Annotated in this window: 11 protein-coding genes; 7 read left to right on the forward strand and 4 right to left on the reverse strand. The window is 56.2% G+C overall.

Annotated features, from left to right (window positions below; genetic code table 11):
* Positions 1 to 4: 4 nt before the first annotated feature.
* Genes yiaO through araD form a run of 5 tightly spaced genes read left to right on the forward strand, consistent with a single transcriptional unit; the run spans position 5 to position 4,692 of the window.
* A complete protein-coding gene (gene yiaO, locus J4645_RS19355) occupies positions 5 to 991 on the forward strand; it encodes a 2,3-diketo-L-gulonate TRAP transporter substrate-binding protein YiaO (protein WP_023215192.1) in 987 nt (328 codons plus the stop codon).
* A 3-nt stretch (positions 992 to 994) separates the two neighbouring features.
* Positions 995 to 2,491: an FGGY-family carbohydrate kinase gene (locus J4645_RS19360; RefSeq protein WP_023215193.1), complete on the forward strand. Its 1,497-nt coding sequence runs from the start codon at positions 995 to 997 to the stop codon at positions 2,489 to 2,491.
* Positions 2,488 to 3,138, forward strand: a complete 651-nt coding sequence (gene ulaD / locus J4645_RS19365) for a 3-keto-L-gulonate-6-phosphate decarboxylase UlaD (RefSeq protein WP_023215194.1) — start codon at positions 2,488 to 2,490, stop codon at positions 3,136 to 3,138. The genes J4645_RS19360 and ulaD overlap by 4 nt, the downstream gene beginning before the upstream one ends.
* A 4-nt stretch (positions 3,139 to 3,142) precedes the next feature.
* Positions 3,143 to 4,003, forward strand: coding sequence for an L-ribulose-5-phosphate 3-epimerase (locus J4645_RS19370; protein ID WP_001244031.1), 861 nt, complete (start codon positions 3,143 to 3,145; stop codon positions 4,001 to 4,003).
* Positions 3,997 to 4,692 carry an L-ribulose-5-phosphate 4-epimerase gene (araD, locus tag J4645_RS19375; RefSeq protein WP_023215195.1) on the forward strand — a complete coding sequence of 232 codons (696 nt, stop codon included), beginning with the start codon at positions 3,997 to 3,999 and terminating at the stop codon, positions 4,690 to 4,692. The genes J4645_RS19370 and araD overlap by 7 nt, the downstream gene beginning before the upstream one ends.
* Before the next feature lie 148 nt (positions 4,693 to 4,840).
* Here araD and J4645_RS19380 read toward each other — a convergent pair whose 3' ends face one another.
* Positions 4,841 to 5,656 (reverse strand): helix-turn-helix domain-containing protein, encoded by an 816-nt coding sequence (locus J4645_RS19380; protein WP_000891808.1) that lies wholly within the window; start codon positions 5,654 to 5,656, stop codon positions 4,841 to 4,843.
* 263 nt (positions 5,657 to 5,919) lie between these two features.
* Between J4645_RS19380 and J4645_RS19385 the strand changes: the two genes are divergently transcribed.
* On the forward strand, positions 5,920 to 7,875 hold the full coding sequence (locus J4645_RS19385; RefSeq protein ID WP_023215196.1) for a glycoside hydrolase family 127 protein: 1,956 nt from the start codon (positions 5,920 to 5,922) through the stop codon (positions 7,873 to 7,875).
* Positions 7,876 to 8,104: 229 nt separating this feature from the next.
* On the opposite strand, the gene aldB is transcribed toward J4645_RS19385, so the two are convergent.
* Positions 8,105 to 9,643 carry an aldehyde dehydrogenase AldB gene (aldB, locus tag J4645_RS19390; RefSeq protein WP_000183988.1) on the reverse strand — a complete coding sequence of 513 codons (1,539 nt, stop codon included), beginning with the start codon at positions 9,641 to 9,643 and terminating at the stop codon, positions 8,105 to 8,107.
* 168 nt (positions 9,644 to 9,811) lie between these two features.
* Between aldB and J4645_RS19395 the strand changes: the two genes are divergently transcribed.
* Complete coding sequence (locus J4645_RS19395; RefSeq protein ID WP_023215197.1) at positions 9,812 to 10,693, forward strand: ROK family protein; 882 nt, start codon at positions 9,812 to 9,814, stop codon at positions 10,691 to 10,693.
* A 247-nt stretch (positions 10,694 to 10,940) separates the two neighbouring features.
* Here the strand turns inward: J4645_RS19395 and selB are convergent, their stop codons facing one another.
* Positions 10,941 to 12,791: a selenocysteine-specific translation elongation factor gene (selB, locus tag J4645_RS19400; protein ID WP_000582383.1), complete on the reverse strand. Its 1,851-nt coding sequence runs from the start codon at positions 12,789 to 12,791 to the stop codon at positions 10,941 to 10,943.
* Positions 12,788 to 14,179, reverse strand: a complete 1,392-nt coding sequence (gene selA / locus J4645_RS19405; RefSeq protein WP_023215198.1) for an L-seryl-tRNA(Sec) selenium transferase — start codon at positions 14,177 to 14,179, stop codon at positions 12,788 to 12,790. The genes selB and selA overlap by 4 nt, the downstream gene beginning before the upstream one ends.
* Positions 14,180 to 14,214: the final 35 nt, after the last annotated feature.

The following is a 14,214-nucleotide window of genomic DNA, read 5'->3' on the forward strand; positions in this document are numbered from 1 at the left end:
TATTATGAAATTACACGTTATTGCTCGTTCATTATTGATAGCAGGTCTGACAGTTTTCAGCGTGTCGTCTCTGGCGGCACAATCTTTACGTTTTGGTTATGAAACACCGCAAACTGACTCCCAACATATTGCCGCGAAAAAATTTAACGAATTATTAAAAGAAAAAACCAACGGCGAATTAACGCTAAAACTCTTTCCTGACAGCACATTAGGTAACGCCCAGGCAATGATCAGCGGGGTGCGCGGCGGAACTATTGATATGGAAATGTCCGGTTCGAACAATTTCACCGGCCTGGCCCCTGTATTCAACTTACTTGATGTCCCCTTCCTGTTTCGCGATACCGCGCATGCGCATAAAACGCTCGATGGCAAAGTCGGCGATGAACTGAAAAAATCACTCGATTCAAAAGGGTTAAAGGTCCTCGCCTACTGGGAAAACGGCTGGCGCGACGTCACCAACTCCCGCGCGCCGGTAAAAACGCCGGCCGATTTGAAAGGCTTAAAAATCCGCACTAACAACAGCCCAATGAATATCGCGGCCTTTAAAATCTTCGGCGCGAACCCTATTCCGATGCCGTTCTCCGAAGTCTATACCGGCCTCGAAACCCGTACGATTGATGCCCAGGAACACCCTATCAACGTCGTGTGGTCAGCGAAATTCTATGAGGTACAGAAATACCTCTCCCTCACTCATCACGCCTATTCGCCTCTGCTGCTGGTGATCAATAAAGCCAAATTCGACGCTTTAAGCCCGCAGTTCCAGGAGGCACTGCTGAGTTCCGCCAAAGAAGCGGGTGACTATCAGCGCAAACTGGTCGCCGAAGATCAGCAAAAAATTATCGATGGCATGAAAGAAGCCGGAGTTGAAGTCCTGACCGACATCGACCGTAAAGCCTTCAGCGATGCGCTGGGCAGCCAGGTGCGCGATATGTTCCTGAAAGACAACCCGCAGGGCGCCGACCTCCTGAAAGCCGTGGACGAGGTGCAATAAGTCATGAGTAACTACTGGCTGGGGTTAGATTGTGGTGGGAGTTGGCTAAAAGCCGGATTGTACGATGGCGCAGGCCGGGAAGTAGCTGTGCAACGCCTGCCGCTGCATGCTTTAAGCCCGCAGCCGGGCTGGGTTGAACGCGATATGACCGAACTGTGGCAACAGTGCGCCTCGGTCATCAGCAAACTACTGGCGCACACAGGGGTGAGCGGCTCACAAATCCGCAGTTTGGGTATTTCAGCTCAGGGTAAGGGCCTGTTCCTGTTAGATAAAAGCGATCGGCCATTAGGTAAAGCGATACTCTCTTCCGACCGTCGCGCCATGGAAATTGTCCAGCGCTGGCAAAAAGAAGCGGTTCCGCAAAAACTCTACCCGCTGACCCGACAAACTCTATGGACCGGGCATCCGGTCTCCCTTTTACGCTGGATAAAAGAGAATGAGCCGCAGCGCTACGCGCAGATAGGCAGCGTCATGATGACGCATGACTATCTGCGCTGGTGCTTAACCGGCGTTAAAGGCTGTGAGGAGAGCAACATCTCCGAGTCCAACCTCTACAACATGGCGACGGGCCAGTACGACCCGCGCCTGACCGAGTGGCTGGGCATCAGTGAAATCGACAGCGCGCTGCCCCCCGTGGTGGGTTCAGCCGAAATATGCGGGGAGATCACCGCTCAGGCGGCCGCCATCACCGGTCTGGCGGTGGGCACACCCGTCGTCGGCGGCCTGTTTGACGTGGTTTCCACCGCCCTTTGCGCCGGTATTGAGGATGAATCAACGCTCAATGCGGTGATGGGGACCTGGGCCGTCACCAGCGGCATCGCTCACGGTCTGCGCGACCATGAGGCCCATCCTTACGTCTATGGCCGCTACGTCAATGACGGGCAGTATATCGTTCACGAAGCCAGCCCGACCTCTTCCGGCAACCTTGAATGGTTCACCGCCCAGTGGGGCGACCTCTCTTTTGATGAGATCAACCAGGCGGTTGCCAGCCTGCCGAAAGCCGGTAGCGACCTCTTTTTTCTGCCGTTTCTCTACGGCAGCAATGCCGGACTGGAGATGACCTGCGGTTTTTACGGGATGCAGGCGCTGCACACCCGCGCGCACCTGCTGCAGGCGATTTATGAAGGCGTGGTCTTCAGCCATATGACCCACCTCAACCGCATGCGTGAACGTTTTACCGAGGTTTGCGCCCTGCGCGTTACCGGCGGACCGGCCCACTCCGACGTCTGGATGCAGATGCTGGCGGACGTCAGCGGCCTGCGCATTGAGCTGCCGCAGGTGGAGGAGACCGGCTGCTTCGGCGCGGCGCTGGCTGCCCGCGTCGGCACCGGCGTATATCGCGATTTCCGCGAGGCCCAACGCGACCTCCGGCACCCGGTGCGCACGCTGCTGCCGGACATGGCCGCGCACGCCCTCTACCAGCGTAAATACCGCCAATACCAGGATTTGATTACCGCACTACAGGGCTATCACGCCCGTATTAAGGAGCACGCATTATGAGCCGACCACTACTGCAACTAGCGCTCGACCACACCAATCTGGAAGCAGCCCAACGCGATGTCGCCCTGCTACAGGATCATGTCGATATCGTTGAGGCTGGCACCATCCTCTGTTTAACCGAAGGTCTTAGCGCGGTGAAAGCCCTGCGAGCGCAGTGCCCGGAAAAAATCATCGTCGCCGACTGGAAAGTGGCCGATGCCGGTGAAACCCTGGCGCAGCAGGCTTTTGGCGCTGGCGCCAACTGGATGACCATCATCTGCGCCGCGCCGCTCGCCACGGTCGAGAAAGGCCATGCCGTTGCCCAGTCCTGCGGCGGTGAAATTCAAATGGAACTGTTCGGCAACTGGACGCTGGACGACGCCCGAGACTGGTATCGCGTCGGGGTTCGCCAGGCGATTTATCACCGCGGACGCGATGCGCAGGCCAGCGGGCAGCAGTGGGGAGAGGCGGACCTGACGCGTATGAAAGCGTTGTCCGACATCGGCCTTGAGCTGTCAATTACCGGTGGTATTACCCCGGCCGATCTACCGCTGTTCCGCGACATTAACGTTAAGGCATTTATCGCCGGACGTGCGCTGGCAGGTGCCGCCCATCCGGCGCAGGTCGCCGCCGAATTCCACGCCCAAATTGACGCCATCTGGGGATAACAACATGCGTAATCATCCATTAGGTATTTACGAGAAAGCACTGGCGAAAGATCTCAGTTGGCCGGAGCGGCTGGTGCTGGCAAAAAGCTGCGGTTTTGATTTTGTTGAGATGTCGGTGGACGAAACGGATGAACGCCTTTCTCGCCTGGAGTGGACGCCAGCCCAACGCGCATCGCTGGTGAACGCGATGCTGGAAAGCGGCGTCGCTATCCCGTCAATGTGTCTCTCCGCCCATCGCCGTTTCCCTTTTGGCAGCCGCGACGAAGCGGTACGCCAGCGGGCGCGTGAAATCATGACCAAAGCCATTCGCCTGGCGCGCGACCTGGGGATCCGCACCATCCAGTTGGCAGGTTACGACGTCTATTACGAAGAGCACGACGAAGGCACCCAGCAACGTTTCGCCGAAGGGCTGGCGTGGGCGGTGGAACAGGCCGCAGCGGCGCAGGTCATGCTGGCGGTGGAGATCATGGATACCGCGTTTATGAACTCCATCAGCAAGTGGAAAAAGTGGGACGAGATGCTTTCGTCACCGTGGTTCACCGTTTATCCAGACGTCGGCAACCTCAGCGCCTGGGGGAACGACGTGACCGCCGAGCTGAAGCTGGGTATCGACCGTATCGCCGCTATCCACCTGAAAGACACGCTGCCAGTGACCGGTGACAGCCCCGGCCAGTTCCGCGACGTGCCGTTTGGCGAAGGATGCGTTGATTTTGTTGGCATCTTCAAAACGCTGCATGAGCTGAACTATCGCGGTTCATTTCTGATTGAGATGTGGACAGAGAAAGCCAGCGAGCCGGTGCTGGAAATTATCCAGGCCCGCCGCTGGATTGAATCACGGATGCAGGAAGGAGGTTTCACATGTTAGAGCAACTGAAAGCCGAGGTGCTGGCGGCCAACCTGGCCCTCCCGGCGCACGGGCTGGTCACCTTTACCTGGGGCAACGTCAGCGCGGTCGATGAGACGCGCAAACTGATGGTCATCAAGCCTTCCGGCGTTGAATATGAGGTGATGGCCGCCAACGATATGGTGGTGGTAGAGATCGCCAGCGGTAAGGTCGTTGAAGGCCATAAAAAACCGTCGTCCGATACCGCGACCCATCTGGCGCTCTATCGCCGCTATCCGCAGATCGGCGGGATCGTGCATACCCATTCCCGCCATGCGACGATCTGGTCGCAGGCCGGGCTCGATCTGCCCGCCTGGGGCACCACCCACGCCGACTATTTCTATGGCGCGATCCCCTGTACCCGACTGATGACCGTTGAGGAAATTAACGGCGAGTACGAGTATCAGACCGGCGAGGTGATTATTAAAACCTTTGAAGAGCGCGGTCTGGATCCGGCGCAAATCCCGGCGGTATTGGTTCATTCACACGGCCCGTTTGCCTGGGGTAAAAATGCCGCCGATGCCGTCCACAACGCCGTGGTGCTTGAGGAGTGCGCCTATATGGGGCTGTTCTCGCGCCAGCTGGCCCCGCAGCTACCGGATATGCAATCTGAACTGCTCGATAAACACTATCTGCGTAAACATGGCGCGAATGCCTATTACGGGCAGTAACAGCCTATGTCGGATGGCGGCTGCGCCTTATCCGACCTACAAAACTTGCAATATCAATACGTTGCGATGAACTCTTGTAGGCCCGATAAGCAAAGCGCCATCGGGCATTCAGTTTGCAACCGCTTTGTCAGAGGGCCAAAGATTATACTCAAGAATTAACGTGTTCCTTACTGTAGCGCCGCTTCCAGGCGGTAGGCGTCAGGCCGGTGTGCTTGCGGAAGATCTGGCGAAAGTAACCAACGTCATTAAAACCGCACCGCTCCGCCACCTCTTTTAACGAACGCGCGTCGCTAATCAGCAACTTTTCCGCCTCGCGCACCCGCTGGCGGTGGATGGCTTCCGTTAGCGTAAGGTGAAATACCCGCCGATAAACGCGTCCCAGATAATCCACATTGCAATGCAGTTCTTTCGCCAGAACTGAGCTGGAAAGCGGCAGGTGATAGTGCGTTCGAATCAGCTGCTGCACTTTCCAGGCCAGCGACACGCCTGCGGCCTCGGCGTTTTCATTCTGCCGGGCGTCAACGGTGAGCTGCTGCAAAATCAGCAGCACGATGAACTCCAGCGCCGGGCTGCGCTGGTGCTTTTCCTGCTCGTTCATAAACTGGCGAAAAAGCGCAATCAGCGCCTGCGGATCGGCAACCTGGGTATGCTGCGGCACGGAAAGATGCGTCAGCCAGCGCGGGTCGCTGTCCGGCGCTTTGACCTCAAAATGGAGCCAGTAAAATTTAAGATCGGCGGGAAACTCCTCAACGCCAATATGGCGGCGATGCGGCCAAAGCAACAGGCTTTCCCCGGCTTCAACACAGAAAACACATTCTTCTTCCTGAATTTTCAGGCAGCCTTTTTCCACAAATATAATTTCCCACGATTGCAGACGCCTGGCAGGATGACGCCCAATGCCGCGAGAAATAAATAATCCGCCGTTTTGGACTTTAATCGGTAATGTTATGGATAATTCGAGCATTAATATGTCATTTCCCGCTCATTCAGCACCGTATTTCATATTAGCCTTTGATTATTAACTAAAAATAGTCATTTCACTCGATCCATCTCACATTTTTAAATACGGGTCGGAATCGTCATCTTTTTTTACTCTTTTATCGCCTTGTCGCTCACCGCTATCTGGGCAAAATGAATCAGGTCATAACGCGAAAATAAAAATTACTGCCATAAAATACCCCGTCAGCGAGGAATATCTATGACCTCTACAGCCTTAAGGAGCACGAAATGAACGTACTGGAAGTCGATCTGCATAAACTGACGGTCAGCGATCCGTTCCTCGGACAGTATCAACAACTGGTTCGCGATGTGGTTATTCCTTACCAGTGGGATGCGTTAAACGATCGTATTCCAGAGGCTGAACCCAGCCATGCCATTGAAAATTTCCGCATTGCCGCAGGACAGCAGACGGGCGACTTTTACGGCATGGTCTTTCAGGACAGCGACGTGGCGAAATGGCTGGAAGCGGTTGCCTGGTCACTGTGCCAGAAGCCCGATCCCGCGCTTGAGAAAAGCGCCGATGAGGTGATTGAACTGGTGGCCGCCGCACAGTGTGACGATGGCTATCTCAATACGTACTTTACGGCAAAAGCCCCGCAAGAACGCTGGAGCAACCTGGCGGAGTGCCACGAGCTTTATTGCGCCGGGCACCTGATTGAAGCGGGCGTCGCCTTCTTTCAGGCCACCGGCAAGCGTCGGCTGCTAGACGTCGTTTGTCGACTGGCCGATCATATCGACAGCACTTTCGGCCCTGGCGAAAATCAGCTGCACGGCTATCCGGGCCACCCGGAAATTGAGCTGGCGCTGATGCGTCTGTATGAGGTAACAGAGCAGCCGCGCTATATGACGCTGGCAAGCTACTTTATCGGGCAGCGCGGTGCCCAACCGCACTTCTACGACGAAGAGTACGAAAAACGCGGCCAAACCTCTTACTGGCATACCTACGGCCCGGCGTGGATGGTCAAAGACAAAGCCTACAGCCAGGCGCATCTGCCAGTTTCGCAGCAGCAGACGGCCATTGGCCACGCGGTACGTTTTGTCTATCTGATGACTGGCGTGGCGCATCTCGCTCGCCTGAGCAACGATGAAGGCAAACGCCAGGACTGCCTGCGCCTGTGGAAAAATATGGCGCAACGTCAGCTGTATATCACCGGAGGCATCGGTTCACAGAGCAGTGGCGAAGCCTTTAGCTGCGATTACGATTTACCCAATGATTCGATCTATGCGGAAAGTTGCGCTTCAATCGGCCTGATGATGTTCGCCCGCCGGATGCTGGAAATGGAAGCCGATAGCCAGTACGCCGACGTGATGGAGCGCGCGCTGTACAACACCGTCCTCGGCGGTATGGCGCTGGATGGCAAGCATTTCTTCTACGTCAACCCGCTGGAAGTGCATCCAAAATCGTTAAAATTCAACCATATTTACGATCACGTTAAGCCCATTCGCCAGCGCTGGTTTGGCTGCGCCTGCTGCCCGCCGAACATCGCCCGCGTGCTCACCTCCCTTGGTCACTACATCTACACGCCGCGTGCGGATGCGCTGTACATCAATATGTACGTGGGTAACAGCATGGAAATACCGGTTGAAAATGGCGCGCTCAAACTGCGAATCAGCGGGAACTACCCGTGGTATGAGCAGGTGAAGATCGCCATCGACTCTGTGCAGCCGGTACGTCACACGCTGGCGCTACGTCTGCCGGACTGGTGCCCTGAGGCAAAAGTGACGCTCAACGGGCTGGAAGTGGAGCAGGATATTAGCAAAGGTTATCTGCATATCCGTCGAACCTGGCAGGAGGGCGATACGATAACCCTGACGCTGCCGATGCCGGTTCGCCGCGTGTATGGCAATCCGCTGGCGCGTCACGTCGCCGGTAAGGTCGCCATTCAGCGCGGGCCGCTGGTCTATTGCCTTGAGCAGGCCGATAACGGCGAAGAACTGCATAATCTGTGGCTACCGAAAGAGAGTGAATTCCGGGTCTTTGAGGGCAAAGGGCTTTTTGCGCATAAGATGCTGATTCAGGCTGAAGGCGAGAAGCAAAGCGCCGCGGATGCGCAGTATCAGGCGTTGTGGCACTACGATAACGCGCCGTCATCGTGCCAGCCGCAGACGCTAACGTTCATTCCGTGGTTTAGCTGGGCCAACCGCGGCGAGGGCGAAATGCGGATTTGGGTCAACGAGCGGTAATACTGTGCCGGATGGCGGCTGCGCCTTATCCGGCCTACAAGGTTTGCAATATCAGTATATTGCGATGAATTTTTGTAGGCCCGATAAGCGAAGCGCCATCAGACATTACCACCAGGCTAATATCAACGCGGTAGGCCCGATAAGCGAAGCGCCATCGGGCATTACCACCAGGCTGATATCAATGCGGTAGGCCCGATAAGCGCAGCGCCATCGGGCATTACCTCTTGCGTCAGAACAGCCCCAGAGGCTTATCGGAATAGCTCACCAGCAGGCACTTGGTTTGCTGGTAGTGTTCCAGCATCATCTTATGCGTTTCGCGCCCGATGCCAGACTGCTTATAGCCGCCAAACGCCGCGTGTGCCGGATAGGCGTGATAGCAGTTGGTCCATACGCGCCCGGCCTGAATGCCGCGACCCATCTTATAAGCCAGATTGCCGTTGCGGCTCCAGACGCCTGCGCCGAGGCCATACTGCGTATCGTTAGCGATTTCCAGCGCCTCCTCCATGGTTTTAAAGGTGGTTACCGCCAGCACCGGGCCAAAGATCTCCTCCTGAAAGACGCGCATATTATTCTTACCAAACAGGATAGTGGGCTCAAGGTAATAGCCCTCTTTAAGTTCGCCATCCAGCTCCTTGCGTCGCCCACCGGTCAGAATATCGGCCCCCTCTTTTTTACCGATATCGATATAATTGAGGATAGTCTCAAGCTGGCCGTGGGAGACCTGCGCCCCCATTTGCGTACCGCTATCTAGCGGGTTCCCGCTGCGAATGCTCTCTACCCGGCGAATAGCGCGCTCCATAAAGCGCTCATAGATGGACTCCTGGACCAGCGCACGGCTTGGACAGGTACACACCTCGCCCTGGTTAAAGGCAAACAGGGCAAAACCCTCCAGCGCTTTATCAAAGAACGCATCTTCTTCATCCATCACGTCAGCAAAGAAGATATTTGGCGATTTACCGCCTAACTCCAGCGTCACCGGAATAATATTCTGCGTGGCGTACTGCATGATCTGTTGACCCACTTCCGTCGAACCGGTAAACGCCACCTTCGCGATACGTTTCGAGGTCGCCAGATATTCACCGATCTCGCCGCCCGCGCCGTTCACGACGTTGACGACGCCCGGCGGTAACAGATCGCCAATGACTTCCATCAACAGCAGAACGGAAAGCGGCGTCAAGCGTGCCGGTTTAAGCACTACGCAGTTACCCGCCGCCAGCGCTGGCGCCATTTTCCAGCTTGCCATCAACAACGGAAAGTTCCACGGGATTATCTGCCCCACGACACCAAGCGGTTCGTGAAAATGGTAGGCCACGGTTTCGCTATCAACTTCGCTGATCCCGCCCTCCTGCGCACGTATACAGGAGGCGAAATAGCGGAAATGATCAATCGCCAGCGGTACGTCGGCGGCGCTGGTTTCACGAATCGGTTTACCGTTATCCCAGGTTTCCGCTGTCGCCAACAGTTCGAGGTTTTGTTCCATCCGATCGGCGATCTTAAACAAGATAGCGGCACGGTCTTGTACTGACGTATGCGCCCACTTATCTTTCGCCTTATGCGCGGCGTCGAGCGCTAAATCGATATCTTTTTTACCGGAGGAAGCGACTTCACATAGCGGCTGGCCGGTCACTGGCGTCAGGTTTTGATAATATTCGCCGTCGGCGGGCGCAACCCAGTCACCGCCAATAAAATTGTCATAGCGGGCTTTTAATTTCAGTGGGTACCCGTATTCACCTGGCTGAATACGTGTTGAAGGGGGATTGTTCGTCATGACCAACTCCTTATTGTAAAGGTACTCCACAAGGGTAGACGGTGCTGGTGAATTTTTCGCCAATGGTTTCCCGCTTTACGACAGCAATCACGAATTACTTTCCTTTACGTTTCTCCGTCTGGTTTTAGCCATACTAAACAGGTGCCTGTTTAACGTACGGAGAACACTATGCAGCAATATATCGGCATTGATGTGGGAGGAACTCACGTCAAATATGGCGTGATTAACAGTGACGGCGAAGAATTAACCCATCATCAATTCGATACGCCAGAGGACGCCTCCACGTTTACCCGCAAATGGCAGGATGTGGTGGCGCGTTGCCAACAGGACTATGACATTGCGGCAATCGGGGTCAGTTTCCCCGGCCATATTAATCCCCATAACGGTCATGCGGCAAAAGCGGGCGCGCTGGCTTACCTGGATAACGTCAACCTGATGGAGTTGTTCAGCGGGCTGACCGATCTGCCGCTGGTCGTGGAGAACGACGCGAACTGCGCGGCGCTGGGCGAAATGTGGCGAGGCGCCGGGCAGCATTATGACAATCTGGTCTGTATCACCATTGGAACCGGCATTGGCGGCGGTATTATCGTCGGAAGAGAACTGTATCGCGGCGCACATTTCCATGCCGGTGAATTCGGCGTCATGCCGGTCGGGAACAATGGCGAAAGTATGCATAAGATCGCGTCAACCAGCGGATTAATGGCGTCGTGCCGCCAGGCGCTGGCGCTGCCTGCCGAAGAGATGCCGCCTGCGGATGTGATCTTCGAACGAATGGCGACCGATGTTCATCTGCGTGAGGCGGTCAATGACTGGGCGCGTTATCTGTCACGCGGCGTTTACAGCGTGATCTCTATGTTTGATCCGGGCGTGGTGCTGATCGGCGGAGGAATAAGCGAACAGGAAAAGCTCTACCCGCTCCTGACGCGGCATCTTGAAACGTTTGAAATGTGGGAGGCGCTCCAGGTGCCGATTCAGCCCTGCCAACTGGGAAATCAGGCGGGCAGGCTGGGCGCCGTCTGGCTGGCGCAGCAAAAACTCGACCGAGGCTAACGAGTTACGCCTTATCCGGCCTGCATCGTCTACGCAGGCCCGGTAAGCGTCCGCGCCACCGGGCAAAGGCGTTACATCGCCGCGCGATAAAGTTCCACAATCTCATCGTGAGTCGCCTGACTAAGGCGCAAAGAATATGGGCAAAACTATTCTGGTAACAGGTTCACGCTGGCTATTTTAAGAAGTCAGAAAAATAAAAAGCAACGCAATAATTGTATTGCTTCATTTGTTATTTAATTTAACCATTTCATTCTTTTTGCGGAAATAATAACGCATCACGTAATAAATGATCATTCCCACGACGCCGTGTAAATCCAATCCGGTCAAAATATTCAAGGATCTGAATAGCCAGTTTCCGCCCTACATTCAGCCTGTCGCGAAAATCCGCCGCACATGTTGATCCTCTCTCTTGATCCAGCTCGCGGATCATATTGGCGAAAGCGACAATCCGATCGTTACGATAGTACCGATCTTTTACGATCGCGGTAATGATGCCTTGCTGTGCCGCCTGCCGCAGCACCAGCCGCATCAATTGTTCTTCCGTTCCGGTCTCTTTCGCCAGATCGCGTACCCACCAAGGCTCATCGCCAAATAGCGGTTCAACTTTTTGCCAGACGGCCTGCTGCTCATCGCTAAATCCCGCTTTATGATCCGGCAGATGCAACCAACCGTGATGGCTATGAATCAGGCCGTCGTCGCGCATCCGCTCGATCAGCATCAGGACCAGCGCTTCATCTTCCATTGGCAGGGCCATGCGGCGTAAACGCTCGCGTCCCGGCCCCGGTTCATCGCGGTGCTGTTCGTGGTAGGTCGCCAGAGTATCAAGAATCTTACGCTGCCAGCGGGCGGCGACGGGCGCACTTAACAGATTGTCTCCGGCCTGGATAAAACCATGTTGCTCAATAAGCTGACGCATACCGAGAGGATTAAGCTGACGCGCCCAACCGAAATCCGGCAGGTTGACGGCGCCGCGTTCCAGATGAATGGCCAACGCCGCGCTATCGTCCTGCGCGGCGGCAAGCGTTGAAAGCCAGTGCAAATAATCTGGCTTACGTTTACCGCGACGCGGCGCCTTAAGCGTCACCACGCGTGCGCCGGCAAGGGTGGCGCGTGCGGAAATATCACGCAGCACCAGTCTGTCATTATCGGCCAGCCACAACGGCGTATCGAAGATCAGCTCGGCCAGCCCGCCTTCCAGCAAAGAGACGCGACCGGTCACATGGCTGGCGGCATGGTGAATATGTAGCGGCTGCCATTGGGAAAGCGGCGCATGAAGTGCCAGAGAAACGATCACCCGGGAAAAAGCTTCCCCCACCGGCGCATCGGAAAGCAGCCAGTCGCCGCGGTTAAGCTGTTCCTTCTCCGCATCGCCCGCAATATTGAGCGCAATACGTTGCCCGGCGTGCGCATGGTCGGTAGGCTGATTTTGTGCGTGCAGGCTACGCACCCGCATCGGTTTATTTACTCCGGTTAACCACAGCGTATCACCTACCTTCACCTCTCCGCTCAGCGCCGTTCCGGTCACCACCAGTCCCGCCCCTTTCACCGTAAACGCACGGTCGATAGCCAGACGGAAACGATGCTGCGCGGCGTGCAAACGTGCAGGAAGCTGCTGTAAATGAGCGCGAAGTTCTGCAATACCGCGTCCTTCATTGGCAGCGGTGACAAATAAAACGGTATCGGCGAAACCATAGTTGTCGAGCGCCGCCAGTACCTCTTCACGTACTTCACCGATACGCGCCTCGTCCACGCGATCGGCTTTGGTCAGCGCGACGGTGAGCTGGAGATTGCCCGTCAGTTGCAGGATCTGTAAATGCTCGCGCGTTTGCGCCATGACGCCGTCATCACAGGCGACCACCAGCAAAGCGTGATCGATACCGCCTACGCCCGCCAGCATGTTAGAGAGGAATTTTTCATGCCCAGGCACATCGATAAAGCCCAGCACACGGCCATCCGGCTGCGGCCAATAGGCGTAACCCAGATCGATAGTCATCCCGCGTTTTTTCTCTTCCGGCAGACGGTCGGCATTGACCCCGGTAATCGCCTGGAGCAACGTTGTTTTACCGTGGTCTACGTGTCCGGCAGTTGCAATAATCATTTCAGCATCATCTCCATAAACCGGCTTTCGTCTTCAAGACAGCGCATATCCAGCCATAAACGTCCATCATAAATTCGGCCAATGACCGGTACAGGCAGCGTGCGCCAGCGGGCCGCCAGCGCCTCCAGCCGGCTACCGCGCCCGTCGTGCGGGGTAAAGGTCATGGCGGCGCTGGGAAGGCGGTCTACCGGTAATGAACCGCTGCCGATTTGCGACAGGCAGGGTTTAACCTCCAGCGCAAATTCATCGCCGTAACGTGCCGCCAGCCGCGCCTGTAACCGCTGCGCTTGTTCGCGAATCGACGCTTCACTGCGGGTTAACAGACGCAGGGTGGGTAATTTCTCCGCCAACGCTTCCGGGTGCAGATACAGACGTAACGTGGCCTCCAGCGCCGCCAGCGTCATTTTATCCGCGCGCAGAGCGCGTTTCAGCGGATGGCTTTGCAGTTGGGCAATCATCGCTTTTTTGCCGACGATGATCCCGGCCTGCGGCCCGCCCAGCAACTTATCGCCGGAGAAGCTTACCAGGCTGACGCCTGCGGCAATGAGCTGCTGCGGCATCGGCTCTTTGGGTAAGCCATATTGACTTAAATCCACCAGCGAACCGCTGCCCAGATCCGCCACCACCGGAATATCCAGCTCTCGCCCGATTTCCGCCAGTTCCGCTTCCTCTACCGTTTTGGTAAAGCCCTCAATGCTGTAATTACTGGTATGCACCTTCATCAACAGCCCGGTATTTTCATTTACCGCCTGACGGTAATCTTTCGCGTGCGTCCGGTTGGTGGTGCCCACTTCATGCAGCATACAGCCCGCCTGGCGCATAACATCCGGAATACGAAACGCGCCGCCGATTTCGACCAGCTCGCCACGCGAAACCACTACCTCTTTGCCGCTGGCGGTCGCCGCCAGCATCAGCAATACCGCCGCCGCATTGTTATTGACGATACAGGCGTCTTCCGCCCCGGTGATACGGCATAATAGCGTCGCCAGCGCCCGGTCGCGATGCCCCCGCCCGGCGCCATCCAAATCGTATTCCAGCGTCACCGGCGCGCGCATCGCCTGCGTTACCGCCTCAATCGCTTCTTGCGCCTGCAATGCGCGGCCAAGATTGGTGTGCAGCACCGTCCCCGTCAGGTTAATCACCGGGCGCAGCGCGCTTTGCGCCGCATTTTCCAGCCGGAGTTTCGCCTCTTGCGCCCAGTCTGCGTACCAGTCGGGAAGCGTTTGCGTATTCCGTATGACGTCGCGCGCGTCGTCAAGCATCCGCCTAAGCAGATCAACCACCTGGGTATGGCCATACCGATCGCGCAGAGAAAGAAAAGCGCTATCGTGCAATAAGCGATCGATAGCAGGAAGCTGGCTGTAGAGTGTACGCGTTTCGCTTGTCATGAAAATGCCTGGCTGTTGGTGGCCCTCTCCTGGCG

This window comes from Salmonella sp. 32082101201600294FB01SM01, assembly GCF_017572865.1.
GTDB classification, from domain to species: domain Bacteria; phylum Pseudomonadota; class Gammaproteobacteria; order Enterobacterales; family Enterobacteriaceae; genus Salmonella; species Salmonella enterica.